Raw genomic sequence first — 21068 nt, forward strand, 5'->3', positions numbered from 1 at the left:
GAGCTGGGCGCGGATCGCGCGCAGCTGGGAGGCGGCACAGGGCGCTGACGAGGCGATCAAGGTGTTTCGCAACACCGTGCTGGGCGAGACCTGGGTCGAGAGCGGCGAGGCGCCCGACTGGCAGCGGCTCTACGATCGCAGGGAAAGCTGGCCGGCCGGCACCGTGCCCGCGGGCGGGCTGTTCCTGACCGCTGGGTCCGACGTGCAGAAGGACCGCATCGAGGTCGATGTCTGGGCCTGGGGCCGCGGCCTCGAAAGCTGGCTCGTTGATCATATCGTCATCGAGGGCGGGCCGGACCGGCAGGAAGCCTGGGAGCGGCTGAGCGCGCTCCTCGACCGCCCCTGGCCGCACGAGCACGGCGCGCAGCTGCGCATCGCCCGGCTCGCGATCGACACGGGCTACGAGGCCCCGGCGGTCTATGCCTGGGCGCGCAGCGTCGGCTTTGCCCAGGTCGCCGCCGTCAAGGGGGTGGAGGGGTTCAACCGCTCCAGCCCGGTCTCGGGGCCCACCTATGTCGATGCCACCGAGAACGGGCGGCGCCTGCGGCGCGGCGCGCGGCTGTGGACCGTCGCGGTCTCGAGCTTCAAGGCCGAGACCTACCGCTTCCTGCGGCTCGCGCGCCCGACTGCCGAGGAGCGCGCGGCCGGCGCCGGCTTCCCGCCGGGCACGATCCATCTGCCCGACTGGATCGAGAGCGAGTGGCTGCGCCAGCTCACCGCCGAGCAGCTGGTCACCGTGCGCAACCGGCGCGGCTTTGCCCGGCTCGAATGGCAGAAGCTGCGCGAGAGGAACGAGGCGCTCGACTGCCGGGTCTACGCCCGCGCTGCCGCCTGGATCGCCGGCGCCGACCGCTGGGGGGAAGCCCGGTGGCGCGATCTCGAAGGCCAGGTGGGTTCGCTCGATCGGTGTGCCCCGGTGGCGCCAGAGACTGCTGGTTCTCACCACGGCACGCCAGGGATCGCCTCCGCGGGTCTGGTGCGACGCGCGCCAGCCCGGCGCGGCCGACGGGTGATCACGCCCAGCTATCTCGTTTGAGACCAGGACCATGACGCTTGAGGACATGATCGCGCGCCGCGATGCGCTGCTCGCCGCCCGTTGGCGCGGCGTGCGCACCGTCGAGATCGAGGGGCGCCGCATCACCTATGCGACCGATGCCGAGATGGCCGCCGCGCTCGCCGACCTCGAGCGTCGCATCGCGGAGACCAAGGCGGGCGCCCGCCGACGCATCGTGCGCACCGCGGCGAGCAAGGGACTGTGAGCGGCATGTTCGGCACGATGCGGCGCTGGCGCCGGCAGGTCGGCGCCTTCATTGGCGGCTTCGAGGCGGGCGAGGCGAGCCGGCGGCTCCGGCACTTCCAGCCGAGCCGGGCGCATCTCAACACGCTGATCGCCGCCGCCGGCGCCGACATCACCGCGCGCGCCCGCTGGCTCGTGCGCAACAACGGCTATGCGGCGAACGCGATCGAGAGCTGGGCCGGCAATGTGGTGGGCGACGGCATCAAGCCGTCGTCGCTGATCACCGATGCCGATCTCAAGGCGCGCGTGCAGCGGCTCTGGCTCGACTGGACCGACGACAGCGATGCGGAGGGGTTCACCGATTTCTACGGTCAGCAGCGGCGCGCCGCGCGCGAGGTGTTCATCGCCGGCGAGGTGTTCCTCCGCTTCCGCCCACGCCGTCCCGAGGACGGGCTCGTGGTGCCGCTGCAGCTGCAGATGATCCCGTCGGAGATGCTGCCGCTCACGAGGAACGAGCAGATCGCGGGCGGCAACGTCATCCGCCAGGGCATCGAGTTCGATCGCATCGGAAGGCGCGTCGCTTACCACTTCCTGCGCCGCCATCCGGGCGACGTGACCGATCCGGGCCTCTCCGGCGAGACCGTTCGTGTTCCTGCGTCCGAGATCATCCACGTGATCGATCCGGTGGATGCCGGGCAGCTCCGGGGCGTGTCCCGCTTCGCGCCGGGGATCGTCAAGCTGTTCCTGCTCGACCAGTACGACGATGCCGAGCTCGACCGGAAGAAGGTCGCGGCGATGCATGCGCTCTTCATCACCACGCCGGCACCGGCCGAGCCCTTTGACATCGCCGAGAGCGACGAGAGCGGCGAGCGGACGATGGATCTGCAGCCCGGCCAGATCGTGATGCTGGAGCCGGGCGAGGAGGTGCAGACCTCGGCGCCGGCGGATGTCGGGCAGACCTACGAGCCGTTCCAGTACCGCACGCTCCTGCAGGTCTCGGCGGCGCTCGGCATTCCGTACGCATATCTGTCGAACGACATGTTGAAGGCGAACTACTCGAACTCGCGCCTCGCGCTCCTCGAGTTCCGCCGCCGCATCGAGGCCTATCAGCATTCGGTCATGGTCTGGCAGATCTGTCGGCGCGTCTGGGCGCGCTGGATGGATACGGCGGTCATGGCCGGCACTCTCGACCTTCCCGATTACGAGGCGCGCCGCCGTGACCACATTGCCTGTTCCTGGCTGCCGCCCAAATGGGACTGGGTCGATCCGCTGAAGGATGCCCGCGCCGAGATCGAGCAGATCGAGGCGGGGCTCAAGAGCCGCACCCAGGCGCTCGCCGAGCGCGGCTATGACGCCGACCAGGTCGACGCCGAGATCGCTGCGGACCGTGCGCGAGAGCGCCAGCTCGGGCTCGCGTTCTCCGGCGCGCGCACCGATCCGGTTCTGGCCGATACGGAACAGCCGGCAAGCGCACCAGCTGCCGATTGAGGACTCCCATGAGATCATACCTTCCTGTGCTGGCCCGGCTTGTCCGCGGACCGCTGGCGATCGCGCCGCGCGCCTTGCGCGCCATTGAACTGGCCGCGCAGGCTTCGCCGGCGCGGGGCGCGCTCGACGGACTGCTCGCCGCCGATCTGACCGTCCATGCGCGATCTGCAATCACGCCGATCCTCCCCGACGCCGATCGGGCGGCATCGCGTGGCTTCACGGTGACCGAGAGCGGCATCGCCGTGGTGCCGGTGCTCGGACCGCTGGTGGGCCGGGGCGACTGGCTGACGGCGCTCTTCGGCGCGACCGACTATGGCGCGATCGGCAGCGCCGTCGCGGCGGCCTTCGCGGAGCCCTCGGCCCGCGCCGTGCTGCTCGAGCTCGACTCGCCGGGCGGCGAGGTCGGCGGTCTGTTCGATCTGGTCGATCGCCTCGTGTCCCTGCGCGAAGCCGCGCAGAAGCCGCTCTGGGCGGTGGCGAGCGAAAGCGCGCTGTCGGCCGCCTTCGCCATCGCGAGCGCCGCCGACCGTCTCTACGTTACCCGCACCGGTGAGGTCGGCTCGGTCGGCGTCGTCGCCATCCATGTCGACGAGAGCGCCGCCGACGCGATGGCCGGCCTCAAGTGGACGCTCATCCACGCGGGCGCGAAGAAGGTCGATGGCAATCTCCACGAGCCGCTCTCGCCTGAGGCCTTCGCCGACATCCAGGCCGATGTCGATGCGCTGCATGACGAACTCGTCGCGCTCATCGCGCGCAACCGGAACATGAGCCCGGACGCGGTCCGCGCAACACAGGCTGCCATCTATCGCGGCCGGCGCGGTATCGACATCGGTTTCGCGGACCGCTTGGGCAGCGTCGACCAGGCCCTCGCCGACCTCGCCGCGACGCTCGATCGACCGGTCCGAAGCCGGGGTCTCGCCCCGGCGAAGGCAGGCGCCCAGCGGCGCACCTCTGCCGTTCAACCTCCAAGGAGCAAGCTCGACATGACCACCGATACCGAAGTGGCGAACGATACAGCCGCCAACATCGAGACGGATGCGCCCGCCTCCAATCCTCCGGAATCCCAGGTGGACGACGGCCAGGCACCGGAACCTGCACCGGCGGCTCCCGTCTCCGCACCGGCTTCGCCCGAAGCCCCGGCTGAGGCTGCAGCCGAGCGGCTCCGGGCCGAATATGCCGAGATCGCCGCGATCGCCGCCCAAGGCGCCCGGCTGGGCGTCGCCATCGACGCCGCCGACGCCATGGCGAATGGAGTGGCGCCGCATGCGCTGCGAAGCTCCATCCTTGACGCCCTCGCGGCACGCGCTGAGGCGAGCTCTGTCGTCGCCGTGGCGCCGTCACCGGCCGGTTCGCCGGCATCGAACGGCGGCGACAGCCCCATCGTCCGCCGTGCGCGAGAGCGCGCCGCGACCACCAACCGCAACGCATGAGGAGGTGATCCATGCCCGCGCTGACCATGCCGCCCACGCTGGGCGATCTTCTCAAGTATGAGCTCAATGCGAGCTACTGCCGCGAGACCGTCACGCTCAAGGCCGGAACGAGCTATGCACTCGGTTCCGTGCTCGGGCGGATCACCGCTTCGGGCAAGTACCGGCTCTCGCCGGCGGCCCAGGTTGTCGGTGACGAGGGCGCGGAAGTCGCAAGCGCCGTTCTGACCGAGGCGGTCGACGCCACGGCCGGTGACAGGACCGGCCTCGTCATCGCCCGCGGGCCCGCGATCGTGTCCAGGGCGGCGCTCGTCTTCGACGCCTCCGTCGATGACGCGGCCAAGGCGGCCGTCAAGCACGCCGAACTGAGTTCTGCGGGCATCGTGCCGCGCGACACCGCCTGATCTTCACGTTTCCCCTCTGACTCTCTGACCGGCTCCAAGGCTTCCGCCTCGGGGCTTTTTTCATGCCCGTTCCAGCCCAAGGAGACCCGACCCCATGGTCGCCATGATCAACCCGTTCGACGCGGGCGGCTACTCGCTCGCCGAGATGACCCAGGCCATCAACATCCTGCCCAACGTCTATACCCGCCTCGGGCAGATGGGCCTGTTCCGCTTCGAGGGCGTGACCCAGCGCTCCGTCGTCATCGAGCAGGCCGAGGGCGTGCTGAACCTCCTGCCGACCGTGCCGCTCGGCGGCCCGGCCACTGTGGCAAACCGCGACACGCGCTCGATGCGCTCACTAACCGTGCCCTGGATCCCGCACGACGATGTGATTACGCCCCAGGACATCCAGGGCGTGCGCGGCTTCGGTGTGGCCGACGCCGCCGATCCGCTCGCCACCGTCATGGAGCGCAAGCTCACCCGCATGCGCGTGAAGCACGCCCAGACGCGGGAGTACATGGAGGTCAATGCGCTCAGGGGCATCGTCAAGGACGGCGCCGGCGCCAGGCTCTACAACTACTTCACCGAGTTCGGGCTCACGCAGCAGGAGACCGACTTCGTGCTCGGCACCGCCGGGACCCAGGTCCAGGGCAAGGTGCGCGATGTGCTCAGGAAGGTCGAGACCGAGCTCAAGGGCGAGACCATGACCGGCGTGCTGGCGCTGGTGAGCCCGGAGTTCTTCGACAAGCTGATTGGCCACGCCAAGGTCGAGGAGGCCTACAAGTACTATTCCTCGACCGGCGCGCAGCCGCTGCGCGAGGACACGCGCCGGCGCTTCCCTTTCGCCGGGATCGTGTTCGAGGAGTACAACGCCACCGTCACGCTCTCGACCGGCGCCACCGAGACGCTGATCCCGGCGGGCGAGGGCATCGCCTTCCCGCTCGGCACGCTCGACACCTTCGTCACCTACGGCGCGCCGGCCAACCTGATCGAGACGGTCAACACGGTCGGCCTGCCGATCTACGCGCGGCAGATTGCACGGCTCGACGGCAGCGCCATCGAGGTCAAGACCGAAGCGTCGATCCTGCCGGTCAACAAGCGTCCGCGGCTCGCGGTGCGCATCTTCTCCAGTAACTGACCATGAGCATCTTCGCCGAGGCGATTGACGACCTCTTTGCCGACCCGAACCTTGCCCGCGATGGCCTCTGGCGTGCCGGCGGCAGCGGCCCGCCCGTCCCGGTGCGCGTGGTGCTGCGCCGACCGGACCGGGTGGCCGACTGGGGCGAGACCCGCCTTCACGCCGCAACCGCGCTCGCCGATCTGCGCATGGCCGAGGTGCCAGTGCTGGAACCAGGCGATGTCATCGCGGTCGCAGGCCAGGACTGGATCGTCCAGGGCGAGCCGCTGGGCGATGCCGAGCGCCTCGTCTGGACGGCGGAGCTGGCCCCCTCATGAGGCTCGCGCTCACCACCATCGGCGATCTCAGGCAGATCATGGCCGAAGAGGTGGCTGCGGCCGAGCAGGCGGTGAGCGGGGCTGTCACCGAGGCGACCGCCGGGCTCAAGGGCGAGCTGCGCGCGCAGGTGACCGGCGCGGGGCTGGGAGCGCGCCTTTCCCGCACCTGGCGCTCGCAGGTCTGGCCGAGCGGCGAGGCGAGCCTCGGGGCGGCGGGACTGGTCTGGTCGAAGGCGCCGGCGATCATCCGCGGCCATGCCGAGGGCGCACTGATTCGCGCGCGTGGCGGCACCTTCCTTGCCATCCCGACCGAGGCGGCGCTCTCCATGCGCGCCGGTGACCGGCGGCTCACGCCGCAGCTGTGGGAGCAGCGCATGGGCTCGGCGTTGCGCCTCGTGCCGGGACGAGCGGGCCGGCCGGCGCTGCTGGTCGGCGAGAACCTGCGCGCGCGCAGCGGCCGGCGCGGCGGCTATGCCCGCGCGAGTACTACGGCGATGCGCACCGGTCACGGACTGGTGAGCGTGGTGCTGTTCGTGCTGGTGCCGCAGGTGCGCCTCAGCAAACGGCTCGATGTGGGCGGCGCGGCCGAGCGCTGGATCGCCCGGCTCGAGGACCGCATCGTGCGGCGCTGGAACTGACGACGATCGGGAAGATGCCATGTCGAAGCGGGAGGCCATCCTTGCCGCGCTCGCCGCGCAGCTCGGCGCTCGGCTGTCAGCGCCGGTGCGGCGCAATGCCGCACTACCGGAGAAGGTGCCGGCAGAGGGGCTCGTCATCCTGCGCGACGGCGAGCCCGGCGAGCCCGAGGTGACGCTGAACCCGCGGCGCGAATGGTACCGCCACCGCATCGAGCTCGAGGCCTATATGTCCCAGCCTGCCGGTGGCGGCGGCGAGGCGGGGCTCGATGCCCTGCTTGGCGCGATCGGCGCCGCGCTCACGGCAGACGAGACGCTCGGCGGGCTGGCCGAGACGCTCGTCCCCTCCGCCCCGGAGATCGGCGTGCTGGCCATCGAGGGCGCCGCACCGCTGCTCAGCGCGAGGATCGTGCTGACCGCCGAATATCTGGTCAGCGATCCGCTCGGCGGCTGAGCGGCAGACGGTCAGGCAATTGGGCAGAATGGGCGCGTCATGAGGCCCGAAAAGCAGGGGCCTCCCGAAGAGGCCCCGCGCCCAGCGGTCGAAACCACCGGAGGTGCGGCGGCGTCATAAGGCAATGTCCCGGCAACGTCCATGAGCGATCAGGCCGCGGGGCGCAGGTCCTCGACCACGATCTCGTCGGCCCGTGCGCGGGCACGCGCCATGTCGTGAGCCGTCTGCATGCGCATGAGCGTCTCGGCCCGGATACCGAAGGCCTTCTCGAAGCGGATCGCCATCTCGGCCGACAGCGCGGCCCGCCCGTTGAGCAGGCTGCTCAGCGCCTGGCGCGAGACATGGAAGCTGCGCGCCAGCCGATTGATGCTCACCCCGTAAGGCGTGAGCACCTCGTGCCGCAGCCATTCGCCGGGATGAACCGCCAAGGAGGGATGCATGGAAAGCGCCATCAGTGGTAATCCTCCAGATCGACTTCGGCGATGGTGTAGGCATCGCGCTTCACAAAGGTCAGCCGCCAGTTGCGGGTCACGCTCATGGCCCAGCGTCCGGCCTTGTCGCCGCTGAGCGGATGCAACCCGAAATTGGGCGGAAGCGCCAGTTCTTCGAAGCTTGCCGCAGCATCGATGAAGGCGAGCATCCGCCGGATCCGCGCGACATCGCCGACAAGGCCCTTGGGATCGCCCGTCTCGAAAAAACGGCGAAGGCCCTTGTGGACGATGCTTTCGATCTCCATGACCCACCCTGTCAAGCCTTGCTTGACATGTCAAGTCAGGCTTGTCGAGTCAGCCCGTCGGAGTCCACCTGCTTCAGCCGCACGATCCCGAGCAGCGTCTCCCTGAGCGTCTCGCTCGCCCTAGCGGCTGGCGCTGGCGGTGGGACCGACGCGCAGGGCCCCGGCGTGGCCGACGTGGTAGTGCCAGCCCTGCGGCGCCTTGGGATGGCTGCAGGTGGGCACGGTGGTGCGCTGCGTGGCCGCTTCGGGCACACGGCGCTCGCCCGCGGCGAGGAGAGCGGCGAGCAGACGGTCGTGCAGCTTGGCCTTGGCCATGGCTCAGCCTGCCGCTGCCAGACGATAGACCCGGCCCCGGCCCTCCTCCTTCTGCGAGGAGACGGCAAGGCCGAGGCGGCGGGGGAGCGCATGGGAGAGCGCGGCGCGCACGGTGTGGGGCTGCCAGCCCAGCGCGGCGCTGATCTCGGCCACGCTGGCGCCTTCGGGCGCCTCGAGCATGGCGATGAGCGCGGCCTGCTTGGTGCCTTGGCGAACGCGGCGCGGCGGCGCAGCGGCAGGCGGGGCGTTGACCGTTGCGGTCTCCGGTTCGGGATCGCACACATGGCAGCGGGTGGTGTGCTCCAGCTCGGTGCCGGCCTGATGCCGGTGGCGGCCCGCACCATCGCAGTGCGGACAGCCAGTCGCCGTTGGCGCTGCGGCATCGGGCGCGGCGCTGGTCTTCGGCGGGCCATCCGGTTCCGGTTCCGGCGCGATCCCGATCGCGGCAAGGCCTGCGTGGGTGATGTGGAGCAGGGTGGCGCGGCCGTCCTCGTCGTTGCGCCAGAAGGCGTTGCACGCAGGATCCGCCTTGGCCCAGCTCTTGGTGACGGTCTCGGCGATCAGCCCGCGACGCTTGAGCGCTTCCACCACCCGCGCGGCGTTGCGCGCGCGCAGGCCGCCGGAAAGGCTGGCGGGGAGCGGCAGGAGATTGCCATCCTCGCGCTGCGCGGCTGCGGCGAGCACCACGAGCTGCGTGTCGGAGAGTTTCATGATGCTGTTCCTTCCCTGTCCTGTCAGATGAACCCGACCCAGCCATTCCATGCCCGGCCATGGGTGATGACGTCCCCGGTCTGGCTGTCGGTCACCCGACCGTGGATGGTGCGGCGCGACGAGGCGGACGCTGCTTCGAGCGCCTCATGCAGCGCACGTCGCGCGTCGATATGGTCGCTGAAAGCCGCAAGCTCGCGGCTGCGGCGACGGCTTTCGATTGTGACCACATAGCGGGGCATGGCTTGGTCTCCCTGCCTCTCAGCCTTCGATCCCGAGGAAGCGGGCGACCTCGCGCAGCTGGTTGCGGGCGTGGGCGATGCTGCCGACATGGGCCCAGTTCACGCTCTCGGGCGCGGCATGGAAGTGCTCGTCGCTCAGCGCCCGCAGCTGGCCCAGCAGCGTGTCGATCTCGGCCTTGACGGCGATGAAGGCGGAAAGGGCCTGTTGCTGATTGCGGCGGGCCCCGTCGGCGCACCCCCCGTCGGCGCGGGCCTCATGGCGGGCGGTGGTGGTCTGGCTCATGGCTTGGTCTCCCTTGCGATGCACGTCCGCAACTCGCGGCGTGTCATCCTGTTCGCTCTGTCCGCGCTGCTTATCAACTCACCAAGCACATGATTTGGAACAATAATCCTGTCCCGCGCGCGCATGGCCCGCGCGGCATTCCCGTCCCCCAGTCCTGCCGGAGATGACCCATGCCCAAACTGCGTGCCTATGGCGCGGACGCGACGCTGAAGATCGCCCGCGAGACCAGCTATGGCGTGATGCCATCGAGCGGCTGGCGCAGCCTCGACTTCCGCTCGACCGACCTGTCCGCGATGCAGCCGCTCGGCGAGGATCCGCTGCTCGGGCGCGGGCGCAATGCGCAGGATCCCTGGCGCGGCCTCGTCACCGACGAGGGGCAGATCGATGTGCCGATCGACCTGCGCGGCACCGGCTTCTGGCTGACCGCGCTGTTCGGCCTGCCCGTCACCAGCAATGTGGCCGCGCGCGGATCGATCACCTTCGCCGCCAACCCTGCCGCGGGGCAGACGATCACGCTCAACGGGGTGGTGTGGACCTTCGTCACCGGCACGCCGGGGGCGCTGCAGACCCAGATCCAGGCGACCGTGACCCAGACCATCGACCAGCTGGTCACCAATCTCAACGCCTCGGCCAATCCCGAGATCAGCAAGTGCACCTACAGCCGTCCGGCCAGCACCCAGCGGCTCGAGATCGTCTTCGATACGGCCGGGCCTTCTGGCAATGCCTTCACCATCGCCGCCTCGCATGCTTCGCCCTCGGGTCCGCGGCTCACCGGTGGCGGGCATGAGCACCTCTGGCAGAGCGGGGCCGACGAGATCCCGAGCCACACGATCGAGATCGGCCATCCCAAGCTCACCACCCCGGTGTTCTTCCGCCATCTCGGCACCATGGCCGAAAGCATCGAGTTCGAGCTCGGCCAGGACGGCCCGGCCAATGCCCGCCTGCAGCTGGTGGCGCAGGGCGAGGAGCGCGTTGACCCGGCCACGGGTGCGCGCGATGTCCGCCTCAGCCTGGCCGATGCGGCGGTAGACGCGCCCTCCGGCCTCACCGTGACGGTCAATCTGGTGATCGAGCAGCGCGAGAGCGCCATCAGCGTGCCGCGCAGCGCCATCATCCAGTCCGGCGGCGAGGCGCGCGTGCGCGTCGTCCCCGCCGATGGCATTGTGATCGAACGCGCGATCAGCTTCGTCGACTGGCCCGCCGAAAGCGTGATCGTCACCAGCGGCCTGCAGGCGGGCGAGCACATCCTGGCCGATCCCGATACCGCCCAGCCGGGCGAACAGGTCAAGGTGCGGACAGCGCCCCAGGGATGAGCCCCTACGCCGTCAAGCTCGCCTTCCGGCATCTGCTGTCTCATCCGGGGCAGTCGGCGCTGCTGATGTCGGGCGTGGCGCTGGGCGTGGGCGTGTTCATCTTCATGAGCGCGCTGATCGGCGGCCTTGCCACCTTGCTGACGCTGCGCACGGTGGGCAGCATCCCGCATATCGTGCTGGAAATGCCCGACCGCGATCCCGCTGTCCTGGCCCCGCAATCGGGTGCGCAGGTGGTCTTGCAGAAGGACCTCAGCCGCCGCCAGCAAATCGCCATCTGGCAACCGGTCGTGCCGATCATCGAGGCGGAAGCAGGCGTCACCGCCGTCTCGCCGCAGATCCGTGGTTCGGCCTATGTCGAACGCGGACAGGCGCTGGCGCCGGTGGGCGTGATCGGGGTGATGCCGGGCAAGCTGTCCGACATTGCCGATATCGAGGGCGCCATTGTTGATGGCAGCAGCAATTTGCCGACCGACGGCATACTGATCGGCAGCCGGTTGGCGGGCGATCTGGGCCTGCGCACCGGGCAGGTGCTGCGCCTGACATCCGAGCGCGGGCGGGCGCGCAGTTTCCGCATCAGCGGCATCTTCACGCTGGGCGTCGCCAGCGCCGATCGGCAGGCGGTCTATATGGATTTCACCACGGCGCGCGCGCTGTTCGACCTGCCCACGGGCATTTCGCGGATCGAGATCAAGGTGGAACCCGCCACGGACGCCGCCGCCATCGCCGCGCGGCTGCGCCGCTCGACAGGCCTCAAGACTACCGCGTGGACCGAGGACAACAGCCAGCTGTTCGAAGGGCTGGACGCGCAGGCGCGCACCGGCACCATCATCAAGGCCTTTGCGCTGATCACCATCGTGGTCGGCATTGCCAGCGCCATGCTACTGTCGATCGTGCGGCGGCAGGCGGAAATCGGCATCATGCGCGCAATGGGCGCCAGCAAGCGGCTGGTCGTGTCGATCTTCGTGCTGGAAGGGACGCTGATCGGCTTTATCGGCGCGGTCGTGGGCGCGCTGGTGGCCTGGCTGGTGCTGCTGCCCCTGCCGCCCGTCAGCGAAGTGGAGAGCGGCGGCTTGCCGATCGACCAGGCGCAGGGCGATTTCCTGCTGGCGATTGCACTGACCACGCTCGCCGCCGCGCTGGCCTCGATCCTGCCCGCCCGCCGCGCGGCGCGGATCGACCCGGTGGAGGCGATCGGATCGTGAGCGCCGAACCGATCCTTTCCGTGCGCGATCTCACCAAGGTCTTTGGCGAGGGAGAGGCGCAGGCAAAGGTGCTGAAAGGCATCGACCTGACGATGGCCCCCGGCGAAATGGCCGCGCTGCTGGGCCCGTCGGGTTCGGGCAAAAGCACGCTGCTCACCATTCTGGGCACGCTGATGCGCGCCAGCGGCGGCCGCCACGAGATGCTGGGCGTCGACCTGATGCAGGCCAGCGATGCCGAGCGCACCGCGTTTCGCAGCCGGCATCTGGGCTTCGTGTTCCAGTTCCACCACCTTCTGCCCGATCTGACCGCGCTGGAAAACGTCATGATGCCCGCCGCCGCCGCGGCCGGGCGCGAGAGCCGCGCCATGCGGGAGCGCGCCGCCGAACTGCTCGACGCGGTGGGCCTTGCCGACCGGCGCGACTACCGCCCCGGCGCCCTCTCCGGCGGGCAGCGCCAGCGCGTGGCCGTGGCCCGCGCGCTGATCAACCAGCCGGTGCTGGTGCTGGCCGATGAGCCGACGGGCAATCTGGACCGGCAAGCGGCAGACCAGGTGATGCAGCTCATCCGTTCGATCAACCAGACGCTGGCAACCAGCTTCCTGATTTCCACCCATGACGAGCATATTGCCGGCCAATGCCCGCGCCGGATCGAATTGCTCGACGGGCGGATCGTGCGGTCCTGAACTTCGTTGCCTTGCCGCCACCATTGCCAGCCAGCGCGACCGTCGGATCATCGGCCTTCGCCGGGGCAGGCCAAGGCGCAGCGTCACCGTGCCTGTGCTGCAGCCGGTGCCGGTCATGGCGCTCGCTATCCGGTTCCAGGTAGCATAGGCCCACCCCATAGGCGGTGTTCGCACTGGCATGCGCGGTGAACGCATATGCGCTTGGCAAACCGGCTTCCGCGCGGCAAGCTTGGAAAAAATTACAGGTGCAGGACTGGGAGCCTGCGGGAGGGGAAATGGCCATGCGGCTGCAGTCTTGCTTGCCCAAATTCGCCGTGCTTTTGGCGATCGCAGCCCTGCTGGGGACAGGATCTGCCGCTTTGGCCCAGCATGATCACGCGTCCCACACAGGCATGGAGATGCCGGTCGATGGCGCGCCGGCAGCACGGCGGGCAGCGCGCTGGTCCGATCCGGCCGCATGGCCCGATGGCCGCGTGCCGCGCGCCGGCGATGCGGTGACCATTGCGCGCGATGTGGACATGACGCTGGATGTCAGCCCGCCCGCGCTGCGCAGCCTGACCGTGCAGGGCGCCCTGCGCTTTGCCGACGATCGCGACCTCAATCTGACTACCGAATGGATCTATGTTGCCGGGGGCGAACTGGAGATCGGCACCGAGGCCCGGCCCTATACCCACAACGCCACCATCACCCTGACCGACGAGGTGAAGGGCGAGGACATCAACACGATGGGTGACCGGGGGATCATCCTGCTGCGCGGGACGCTGAGCCTGCATGGCAACCGCAGCCACAGCTGGTCCAAGCTGGCCGTCACTGCCGCAGCCGGGGCGACCGCGATCGAGGTACTGGACGCAAGCGGCTGGCACGTGGGTGACGAAATCGTCCTTGCCTCGACCGATTTCGACCCGCGCCAGGCCGAACGGCGCACGATCACGGCGGTGCGCGGCAACACGCTGCATTTTGCCGAGCCGCTGGAATACATGCATTTCGGCGAGATCACCTTTGGCGTGGACGAGCGGGGAGAGGTTGCCAATCTGACGCGCAATATCCGCATCGAGGCATCCGAGGATGCCAGCGAGAGCTATTTCGGCGGGCACATCATGGCGATGGCGGGCTCGCGGCTGTTCGTGGACGGTGTCGAGCTCAACCGGATGGGCCAGCACCTCACGCTGGCGCGCTATCCGATCCACTGGCACCTGCTTGGCGAAGGCCAGGGCCAGTATGTGCGCAACTCATCCATCCACGACACCTTCAACCGCTGCGTAACGGTGCACGGCACCAACAATCTGCGCGTGGAGAACAATGTGACCTACAACACCGTGGGCCATTGCTTCTTCATGGAAGACGGGATCGAGACGGGCAACGCCTTCATCAGGAACGTGGCGATCCAGACCAAGTGTCACCCCACGCTGGATTGCGTGCCCACCAACCTTGCCGCCAACGGGGAGAGAGACGCCAGCTTTGCCGATGCGGCGGCCTACAGGCAGGCCAGCTTCCACGGCGGCAACACCCTGCTCCCTTCGGACAACACCGTGGCGTCCTTCTGGATCACCAACCCGGACAACAGCTATATCGACAATGTGGCGGCCGGTTCCGACCAGGTCGGTTTCTGGTTTTCGATACCCGAGCACCCCAATGGCGCCTTCCTGGACACCGAGATCAGCCGCAACACCTGGCCGCGCCGGACGCCGCTGCGGGCGTTCCGGGGCAATGTGGCCCATTCCAATTTCGACGGGTTCCTGATCGACCGGCACATCGACCACGACAACACGTTCGGGCTGGCCTCGATCCCCTTGCTGCCCCTCACAGATCCCACCGATCTGGAAAGCGAAGTGATGGAAACGCACTAAGAGAACCTGACCGCCTACAAGAACCGCAATGGTGGTTTGTGGGGTCGGGGCGATCTTTACGTGTACAGCAACCTGAAACTTGCGGACAATGCGATTGGCATGACGCAGGCCGCTGGCGACATCGGCAGCCTGCCCTTCAGTTCGCGCCTGGTAGACTCGCTGGTGGTGGGCGAAACCGCCAATATCGGCAATCCGCGCACCGCGGAGGAACGCGCCTATGGCCGCAGCCTGCCGAAGCCGGCGATCCCCGATTTCCCCATTCGCGGCTACGAATATTATGATTACCGCGATGATGTGGTGAACACGACATTCGTGAATTTCCAGGACAATGACCGACGCAAGACCGGAGCACTGTCCTTCCTGCTGTTCACAAGCGCTGGGCTGAGCACCGGAAGCACGATCAGCGGTGCTCAGTTCGTTAACGCCAAGCCGGTCTATTTCCCGGCCTTCGACGCCCGGTTCGATAATGACAACCGCGGCGGCAACGCCTACCGGACCCTGTCGTTTCGCGACCTCGATGGATCGGTGACCGGCATCCCCGGCTCCCAGATCCTGCTCCACGATGGCGAGAATGACAGCGTCGCCACCGACGACACCTGCGACATCCGTCCCACCTGGAACGCGGCGGTGTGCACCGGCGATATCGGCCGCCTCAATCTCTCGGACGCCAGGGGAGAACTTCCCGCCGCAGTCGATCTGGAATCGCGGACCGCGCGCTTCGCCCTGCTTGCCTCGCTCGGCCCGAATGCTCCCGACACACCGCTCGTCCGGGCGCAGCGTACGGCCCTGTTCTCGCGCCGTGCCCCGCAGGCCCCCATATCGCTGGTTCGGGGTGGCAGGGAGTTTCGCGTCTCCGGCGACCAGAGCACGGTGCGGGCAGGCACCGAGATCCAGGTCAAGACCGAAAGGCCGCAAGTCACGCTCAGCCTGGCCGAAATGGACGAGGGCTCATGGGTGCTGTTCGAACTGCCGGGTTTCACCAATGCTGCCTCCGGAACGGAACAGGGCAGCATGGACGCCTTGCGCGCAGCGAACGCGACATCCTATTTCCGGGACGGGGACACGCTGTGGGTCAAGCTTGTGGCCGATGCCCCGCTCCTGCCGGTTATCCGTCCAACCGATCTGCAAGCCAGCATCACGGTCAGCAGATGACCGGCCAGCAAGGCGCTGCCAGCCTGACCGCAGCTCGCCTCCGATTGGCGGAGCATGACCTGCCCGGTGCTGTCCGGGAAACATTGACGTGTCTCCGCAGCTTGACGTTCGTCGCATAGAGAGGCGAGAACTTACCCCATATCCTTCAGGCGCCACCGGGTTCCGCCCGACACGATCCGGCTGGCTGTCTTGGCCCTATTTCCGCTTCACGACGAGCCTGCGCGATGTCGAGGGGATGCTCGCCGAATGCGGGACGGCGTGACGCATGAGACCGTTCGCTGCTCTGCGGACAAGTTCGGTCCGGCGAAGGGAACCGAAAATGCGGCGTTTCACCTCCCAGGATCAGGCCGGCCTCATCAATGCCCGCTACCGGGATTGAGCGCCTTTTTCGGCCGGGGAGCCAGCCAGATCGTAAGCGCCGCAATGATGAACAAGGCGAAGGTGAGCCCAAACACATGTAACGCCGATCCGGTAAGTGCCTGCGTTTCGAGCACGCGTTCCACGACCGCGTAGCTCTGCTCCTGGCTCAGGCCGTAGCCTTGCAGCATTCCGGTGGTGCCCTGCGCATCATTCATGCCCTGCACCATTTCCGCGCGCTGGATGCGTCCGTTGTCGATCCAGAGTGTCGAGGCCAAGGCAGTCGCGACGGCTCCGGCCATCGTGCGGCTGAAAGTGACGATCCCGGCTGCTGACGCGACCTGATCGGGCCGCATGGTAGCGATCGACAGAGCCGTCAACCCGACGAAGAAGAAGGGCATCCCGATTCCCTGGAGGAGTTGCGGAAGCGCGAGCGACCAGAACGAGGAATCGGTATTCCAGCCAAGCCGCAGCAAGGTGGTGAAACCAAGCCACAAAACCCCGATGCTGACCGTCAGGCGCACATCGACCCGGTTCAGCAACAAGGCCGCAATTGGGGCAACAAGGATAGCCAGAACGCCCTGAAAGCCGGTGACAAGACCGGCATCGGAGGCCGTGTAGCCCAGCACCTGCTGCATCCACAGCGGCACCAGCACCACCGAAGCGAACAGGGATGCAAAGCCGACTGATATGGCCAGGGTGGACACGGCCAGCGTTCGATCCTTCAAAAGCCGGATGTTGACTACCGGATCGGGTTCATACCACTCCCAGACCACAAAAGCGGCAAAGCCGATTGCCGCGGCAATCGCCATTGCGACGACCACATCCGAATTGAACCAGTCATGCTCCCGGCCCGTTTCCAACATCATCTGGAACGCGCTGACCCAGACGATCAGCAAAGCCAGGCCAACCTTGTCGAGGCGGGGCCGGCGAATGACCGTCTCATAACGGCCAAGGCTGCGCAGGAAGATGAAGAGGCAAAAGCCATTCACCGGAAGGTTGATGAAAAAGATCCAGTGCCAGCTCCAGTTGTCGCTGAGCCAGCCGCCGAGGATCGGCCCGAAGATCGGTGCTGCAATCGTGGTGGTAGCCCACAGACCCATGGCCATCGGCACCTTTTCGGGCGGAAAGATGCGGGTCAGCATGGTCTGTGTCAACGGCATGATCGGCCCGCCGGAAAGGCCCTGGAAGACGCGGGCGATAACCAGCATCTCGATCGAGGTCGATATGCCGCACAAAAAGGATGCGAGGCCAAACCCGCCCACGCAAAGTATCAGCATGCGCACCGTCCCGAACCGGGAGGCCAACCAGCCGGTAAGCGGAACGGTAATCGCCTCGGCCACGGCATAGGATGTGAGCACCCACAGGCCCTGGCTCGGCGAAACGGCAAGCCCGCCCGATATGTGCGGCACCGAAACATTGGCAATGGTGATATCGAGGACGACGACAAAGTTGCAAAGTGCCAGCGCAAAGGCGGCCAGATAAAGGGCCACACCGGTCAGTGGCCCAGGCTCTGTTGCGCCTCCGGACTCGGCAGATTGGCCGCTCGCACCCACCGCCTCAGCCCTTCGTATCGATTTCGGCCTCCATCGAGGCGCCAACGGGAAGCGGGTGCTGCGTAAGCTCCGCCGGATCGAGCGCTATGCGCACCGGGATGCGCTGCACCACCTTCACCCAGTTGCCCGTGGCATTTTGTGCCGGAATCAAGGCCGTCGCCGCGCCGGAAGCGGCCCCGATCCCGGCAACCCTGCCGCGAAACACGACGCCCGAGCCGTAAAGGTCCGATGTCAGCCGCACGCTTTGCCCAACCTTCACGTCACGCAGCTGCGTTTCCCGGAAATTGGCATCGACATAGACCTGCGCAAGCGGGATGATCCGCATGAGCGGCGCGCCGGGCGTCACCTGCTGACCGACCTGCACCTGCCGCTGGGATATCACCCCCGCGACTGGCGCCCGGATAATGGTGCGCTCCAGCATCAGACGGGCGGCATCGAGCCGTGCCTGCGCGGCAACCACATCCGGATCGGCTTCGATGCTGCCCACCCCGGTGACGACCGCAATGGCATCGGCGCTGCCCGAAGCCGCCGCGCGCCCCGCTTCGGCCGCCCGAACCGCGCTGCGCGCAGCTTCGACATTGGCACGCGCAACGGCGGCGGCGGTGCGGGCCTGCGCCAGTTCCTCACCGGCCACAGCCCCCGATGCAGCCAGCCCCTCGCGTCGGGCAAGGGCGTCATCAGCGCGCCGCAGATCCTCCTCGGCCAAGGCCAGACGCGCCCGCGCCTGAGAGGCTTCTGCGCCTGCCCCGGCAACGCGCGCGTCCTGGCTGCGGCCGTTGGCCTGGGCTTGCTGGAAGCGCTGGCGTGCCTGGCGCAGGGCCGCTTCAGCCGCAGCCACTTCTGCACGGGCATCCGCATCGTCCAGGCGCACCAGGATGTCCCCGACCGCGACTTCCTGAGTATCTGATACCTGCACTTCCACCACCGCTGCAGCGATGCGCGGCGTAATCACCGCGCTTTCCGCACCGACATAGGCGTTATCGGTGCTGACGATCCCACGCTGGAACAGGAAATACCAGCCCGCCCAGGCGGCAGCGCAAAGAGCGATGATGAGGCCAAGACGGATCAGCGCGGTCTTGCGGCGATTGGCCGGCGGCGCATCGTCCGGGGTGGCGGCCATGTCGGGCGAAGCGGAGGTGTTCATCGTTCAGGTTCCGATGTGCTGGCCGAATCCGCCATGAACCCGCCGCCAAGAGCGACGGCAAGCGCGGCATCGGCCTGATGATTGCGACTGTTGAGAGCGACAAGTGCGGCCCTTGCGGCGATCAGTTCGCGCTCTGCTGCAAGAACGCTGCGACGATCGACAAGCCCCGCCGCGTAGCGCTCGCTTGCCACGGAAAGGCTGGCCTGCACCCCATCTGCGGCGCGCCGGGCAGCACCGATCTGATCGGCCAGGCTGCGCTTGCTTGCCACCGCATCGGCAACCTGCCGGACCGCGTCGATCAGCACCGCATTGTATTGGGAGACGGCCTCGTCATATTCTGCCCGGGCCGAACGATAGCCGGCCCGCGCCGCACCGCCATCGAACAGGGGCAGGCGCAAAGCTGGCCCGACATTGGCAATCAAAGAGGAGCCGGAAAAGAGGTTGTCGATGCCGATGGCCTCAAGCCCGACAAGGGCGGCCAGATTGATATCGGGATAGAAGTTCGCCCGGGCTGCCCCGATGCCCGCCGCCGCGCTTTCGGCCCGCAGGCGGGCAGCGACAAGGTCGGGCCGCCGGCCGACCAGATCAACGGGCAGATTGGCCGGCAAGGCGAGCGAGCGGGGCTCGGCCAGCGTTGGCCGGACAATCGCCAGGCCGCGATCCGGGCCGGCACCGGCCAGCGCCGCCAGGGCGTTGCGGGAAAGGGCAATGGCCTCGTCAATGGCCGCAAGTTCGAGTTCGGCACGGCTGGTCTGACTCTCCGCGCGGCTTGTGGCGGCATTGTTCTCAAGCCCCTGCGCTGCGCGCGATGCGACCAGAGCCTGTTCCTGCCGGGCAATGTCCAGCGCCGCCTCGGCAAGGCTCCGGCGGGCAAACAACTGGTCAAGATCGATATAAGCGGCAACGATCGCCGAGATGAGGAGCAGCCGAGCCTGGGCCATGTCGGCCTGCGCCGCTTGCGCGGCAGATGTTGCCGCCGCAAGCGCGGAACGTTTGCGGCCCCACAGATCGAGATCGAACTCCGCCAGAGCCGCAATCCGGCCCCGGCTCAGCAGGCTGCCAGGGATCAGACCGGGGGGGAAACCCTGGTTCTGGCTGATCCGCACCCCGGCGCCGTTGGCTTCCGCTGCCAGGGTCGGCAGCAGTGCGGCCTGCGCCTGATCCTGAAAAGACGCGGCGCGCCGTGCCCGCGCGGCGGCCCCGGCCAGATCGGGAGACGCGGCAAGACCCTCCCCCACCAATTGGTCAAGCGCCGGGTCGCCCAGCATCAGCCACCAGCGGTCGGTCGGGAAATCGCCCTCGTCCGCCGCAAGCACGGCAGCGCCGGCCAGTCCTGCCGGATCGCGCAGGGCCGGCGGCGGATCCAGCTGTGGCAGCGATGCGCAGCCGGACAGCACCAGCCCCATCACCAAAATCGCAGTCCGCATCATCACCCTGCCGTACTGACCGGTATCATTGGCGGCGAACTGAACCCGAGAAAGGCGGTTGTCAACACAAATGATACTGCATAGTATCATTTGGTGGGAAAAGACGGACACAAGGGCAGCGCGGCGCGCAGGGCAGCTATTCTTGCGGTGGCGCGAGAGCTGTTTCTCTCGCAGGGCTATGAGGCGGTGTCGATGTCGGCAATCGCCGCGCGGGCGGGGGGATCGAAAACCACCCTATGGTCGTATTTCCATGGCAAGCCCGCCTTGTTCATGGCGGTGGCCGAGGATCTCATCGACGAATATGGCGCACGTATCGAAATCGCGCTGGTCCGCGATCGGCCGCTGGAAGAAGCGCTCGGTGAGTTCGGGCGCCATCTCCTTGCTGCCCTGATGTCCGAGCCGATCACGGCGCTGAGGCGTATTGTGACTGCCGAGGCGCATGGGATTGCCGGGCTTGGCGCCGCGTTTCACGAACAGGGAATGGCCCGCGGCTGGCGCATCGTGGCGCAATATTTCGCCGATCTTCAGCAACTGGGGCGCATCCGATCGGATGCCGATTGCATGCGTGCGGCACAGCACTTTATCGCACTGTGCCAATCGGGTTGTTACCAGGAATTCATGGCGAAAGGCACACGCAAGCCCAATGCACAGATGATCGCGGAAGATGTCGAGGCGGCGGTCAACACATTCTGCGCGGCCTATGGGCCGAACTAAGCCGTGGACTCATTAGCTGCGATCCATAGGCGAGTTGAGAAGAGTTTGGCAGCGGCGAGGAAGTTGTCGGCGCGTTTGTCGTATCGCGTGGCCAAGCCTCTGGCGTGCTTGAGTTTTCCGAAGAAGCGCTCGATCAGGTTGCGATAGCGGTAGAGGAAGGAGCTGAAGGCGAAGCCCTTCTTGCGGTTGGCCTTTGGCGGGATGTTGGCGAAGCTGCCGCGCGCCTCGACCTTGTCGCGGATGGCGTCGCTGTCATAGGCCTTGTCGGCGAGGAAGATGCTGCCTTCCGGCACGGCCTCGAGCAGCGGAT

The 21068-nt window shown here is 67.6% G+C and carries 25 protein-coding genes; 15 read left to right on the forward strand and 10 right to left on the reverse strand.

Annotation, left to right across the window (positions count from 1 at the left end; all coding sequences use genetic code 11):
- The 9 genes from G524_RS15785 to G524_RS0111335 form a co-directional block, all read left to right on the forward strand.
- A partial coding sequence (locus G524_RS15785; RefSeq protein WP_036857846.1) for a terminase gpA endonuclease subunit occupies positions 1 to 1036 on the forward strand: 1036 nt, incomplete at its 5' end.
- A gap of 10 nt (positions 1037 to 1046) precedes the next feature.
- Complete coding sequence (locus G524_RS0111300) at positions 1047 to 1259, forward strand: phage head-tail joining protein (protein ID WP_027443808.1); 213 nt, start codon at positions 1047 to 1049, stop codon at positions 1257 to 1259.
- A 5-nt stretch (positions 1260 to 1264) separates the two neighbouring features.
- A complete protein-coding gene (locus tag G524_RS0111305; RefSeq protein WP_027443809.1) occupies positions 1265 to 2725 on the forward strand; it encodes a phage portal protein in 1461 nt (486 codons plus the stop codon).
- A gap of 8 nt (positions 2726 to 2733) precedes the next feature.
- The gene (locus tag G524_RS0111310; protein ID WP_027443810.1) at positions 2734 to 4155 is read left to right on the forward strand and encodes a S49 family peptidase; all 1422 of its coding nucleotides are present in this window, start codon (positions 2734 to 2736) and stop codon (positions 4153 to 4155) included.
- An 11-nt stretch (positions 4156 to 4166) separates the two neighbouring features.
- Complete coding sequence (locus G524_RS0111315) at positions 4167 to 4556, forward strand: head decoration protein (RefSeq protein WP_027443811.1); 390 nt, start codon at positions 4167 to 4169, stop codon at positions 4554 to 4556.
- 94 nt (positions 4557 to 4650) lie between these two features.
- Positions 4651 to 5673, forward strand: a complete 1023-nt coding sequence (locus G524_RS0111320; RefSeq protein ID WP_027443812.1) for a major capsid protein — start codon at positions 4651 to 4653, stop codon at positions 5671 to 5673.
- A 2-nt stretch (positions 5674 to 5675) separates the two neighbouring features.
- Complete coding sequence (locus G524_RS0111325) at positions 5676 to 5990, forward strand: head-tail joining protein (RefSeq protein ID WP_027443813.1); 315 nt, start codon at positions 5676 to 5678, stop codon at positions 5988 to 5990.
- On the forward strand, positions 5987 to 6628 hold the full coding sequence (locus tag G524_RS0111330; protein WP_027443814.1) for a DUF6441 family protein: 642 nt from the start codon (positions 5987 to 5989) through the stop codon (positions 6626 to 6628). The genes G524_RS0111325 and G524_RS0111330 overlap by 4 nt, the downstream gene beginning before the upstream one ends.
- A 19-nt stretch (positions 6629 to 6647) precedes the next feature.
- Complete coding sequence (locus tag G524_RS0111335; protein ID WP_027443815.1) at positions 6648 to 7079, forward strand: hypothetical protein; 432 nt, start codon at positions 6648 to 6650, stop codon at positions 7077 to 7079.
- Positions 7080 to 7228: 149 nt separating this feature from the next.
- On the opposite strand, the gene G524_RS0111340 is transcribed toward G524_RS0111335, so the two are convergent.
- The 6 genes from G524_RS0111340 to G524_RS0111365 form a co-directional block, all read right to left on the reverse strand.
- Positions 7229 to 7531: a HigA family addiction module antitoxin gene (locus G524_RS0111340; protein WP_027443816.1), complete on the reverse strand. Its 303-nt coding sequence runs from the start codon at positions 7529 to 7531 to the stop codon at positions 7229 to 7231.
- Positions 7531 to 7815: a type II toxin-antitoxin system RelE/ParE family toxin gene (locus tag G524_RS0111345; RefSeq protein ID WP_027443817.1), complete on the reverse strand. Its 285-nt coding sequence runs from the start codon at positions 7813 to 7815 to the stop codon at positions 7531 to 7533. The genes G524_RS0111340 and G524_RS0111345 overlap by 1 nt, the downstream gene beginning before the upstream one ends.
- A gap of 120 nt (positions 7816 to 7935) precedes the next feature.
- Positions 7936 to 8130 carry a hypothetical protein gene (locus G524_RS0111350; RefSeq protein WP_027443818.1) on the reverse strand — a complete coding sequence of 65 codons (195 nt, stop codon included), beginning with the start codon at positions 8128 to 8130 and terminating at the stop codon, positions 7936 to 7938.
- Positions 8131 to 8133: 3 nt separating this feature from the next.
- Positions 8134 to 8841 (reverse strand): DUF3489 domain-containing protein, encoded by a 708-nt coding sequence (locus G524_RS0111355; protein WP_036857848.1) that lies wholly within the window; start codon positions 8839 to 8841, stop codon positions 8134 to 8136.
- Positions 8842 to 8864: 23 nt separating this feature from the next.
- Entirely contained in the window at positions 8865 to 9080 is a 216-nt protein-coding gene (locus G524_RS0111360; RefSeq protein WP_027443820.1) for a hypothetical protein, read from the reverse strand.
- 19 nt (positions 9081 to 9099) lie between these two features.
- Complete coding sequence (locus G524_RS0111365) at positions 9100 to 9363, reverse strand: hypothetical protein (protein ID WP_036857850.1); 264 nt, start codon at positions 9361 to 9363, stop codon at positions 9100 to 9102.
- A 170-nt stretch (positions 9364 to 9533) separates the two neighbouring features.
- On the opposite strand from G524_RS0111365, the gene G524_RS15790 reads away from it, so the two are divergent.
- The 5 genes from G524_RS15790 to G524_RS15800 all read left to right on the forward strand — a co-directional run bounded on the left by G524_RS15790 (position 9534) and on the right by G524_RS15800 (position 15560).
- Positions 9534 to 10676 carry a phage tail tube protein gene (locus tag G524_RS15790; RefSeq protein ID WP_211219350.1) on the forward strand — a complete coding sequence of 381 codons (1143 nt, stop codon included), beginning with the start codon at positions 9534 to 9536 and terminating at the stop codon, positions 10674 to 10676.
- Entirely contained in the window at positions 10673 to 11878 is a 1206-nt protein-coding gene (locus tag G524_RS0111375; RefSeq protein ID WP_027443822.1) for an ABC transporter permease, read from the forward strand. Before G524_RS15790 ends, G524_RS0111375 begins: the two co-directional genes overlap by 4 nt.
- Positions 11875 to 12561: an ABC transporter ATP-binding protein gene (locus G524_RS0111380; protein ID WP_027443823.1), complete on the forward strand. Its 687-nt coding sequence runs from the start codon at positions 11875 to 11877 to the stop codon at positions 12559 to 12561. Before G524_RS0111375 ends, G524_RS0111380 begins: the two co-directional genes overlap by 4 nt.
- A 185-nt stretch (positions 12562 to 12746) precedes the next feature.
- Positions 12747 to 14408: a G8 domain-containing protein gene (locus G524_RS15795; RefSeq protein ID WP_156894083.1), complete on the forward strand. Its 1662-nt coding sequence runs from the start codon at positions 12747 to 12749 to the stop codon at positions 14406 to 14408.
- 60 nt (positions 14409 to 14468) lie between these two features.
- Positions 14469 to 15560 carry a hypothetical protein gene (locus tag G524_RS15800; protein ID WP_036857856.1) on the forward strand — a complete coding sequence of 364 codons (1092 nt, stop codon included), beginning with the start codon at positions 14469 to 14471 and terminating at the stop codon, positions 15558 to 15560.
- A 356-nt stretch (positions 15561 to 15916) separates the two neighbouring features.
- Here G524_RS15800 and G524_RS0111390 read toward each other — a convergent pair whose 3' ends face one another.
- From G524_RS0111390 to G524_RS0111400, 3 genes are all read right to left on the reverse strand, one after another.
- Positions 15917 to 17410, reverse strand: coding sequence for a DHA2 family efflux MFS transporter permease subunit (locus G524_RS0111390; protein ID WP_245561358.1), 1494 nt, complete (start codon positions 17408 to 17410; stop codon positions 15917 to 15919).
- Positions 17411 to 17477: 67 nt separating this feature from the next.
- Positions 17478 to 18617 (reverse strand): efflux RND transporter periplasmic adaptor subunit, encoded by a 1140-nt coding sequence (locus tag G524_RS0111395; RefSeq protein WP_051221179.1) that lies wholly within the window; start codon positions 18615 to 18617, stop codon positions 17478 to 17480.
- A complete protein-coding gene (locus G524_RS0111400) occupies positions 18614 to 20047 on the reverse strand; it encodes an efflux transporter outer membrane subunit (protein ID WP_036857858.1) in 1434 nt (477 codons plus the stop codon). Before G524_RS0111400 ends, G524_RS0111395 begins: the two co-directional genes overlap by 4 nt.
- A gap of 90 nt (positions 20048 to 20137) precedes the next feature.
- On the opposite strand from G524_RS0111400, the gene G524_RS0111405 reads away from it, so the two are divergent.
- Positions 20138 to 20758 (forward strand): TetR/AcrR family transcriptional regulator, encoded by a 621-nt coding sequence (locus G524_RS0111405; RefSeq protein ID WP_051221180.1) that lies wholly within the window; start codon positions 20138 to 20140, stop codon positions 20756 to 20758.
- Here G524_RS0111405 and G524_RS0111410 read toward each other — a convergent pair.
- Positions 20755 to 21068, reverse strand: a 314-nt coding sequence (locus G524_RS0111410; protein ID WP_027443413.1) for an IS5/IS1182 family transposase, incomplete at its 5' end; no start/stop codon positions are given. The two genes, G524_RS0111405 and G524_RS0111410, sit on opposite strands and share 4 nt — an antisense overlap.

It is taken from the genome of Erythrobacter cryptus DSM 12079 (genome assembly GCF_000422985.1).
Classification (GTDB): Bacteria; Pseudomonadota; Alphaproteobacteria; order Sphingomonadales; family Sphingomonadaceae; genus Erythrobacter; species Erythrobacter cryptus.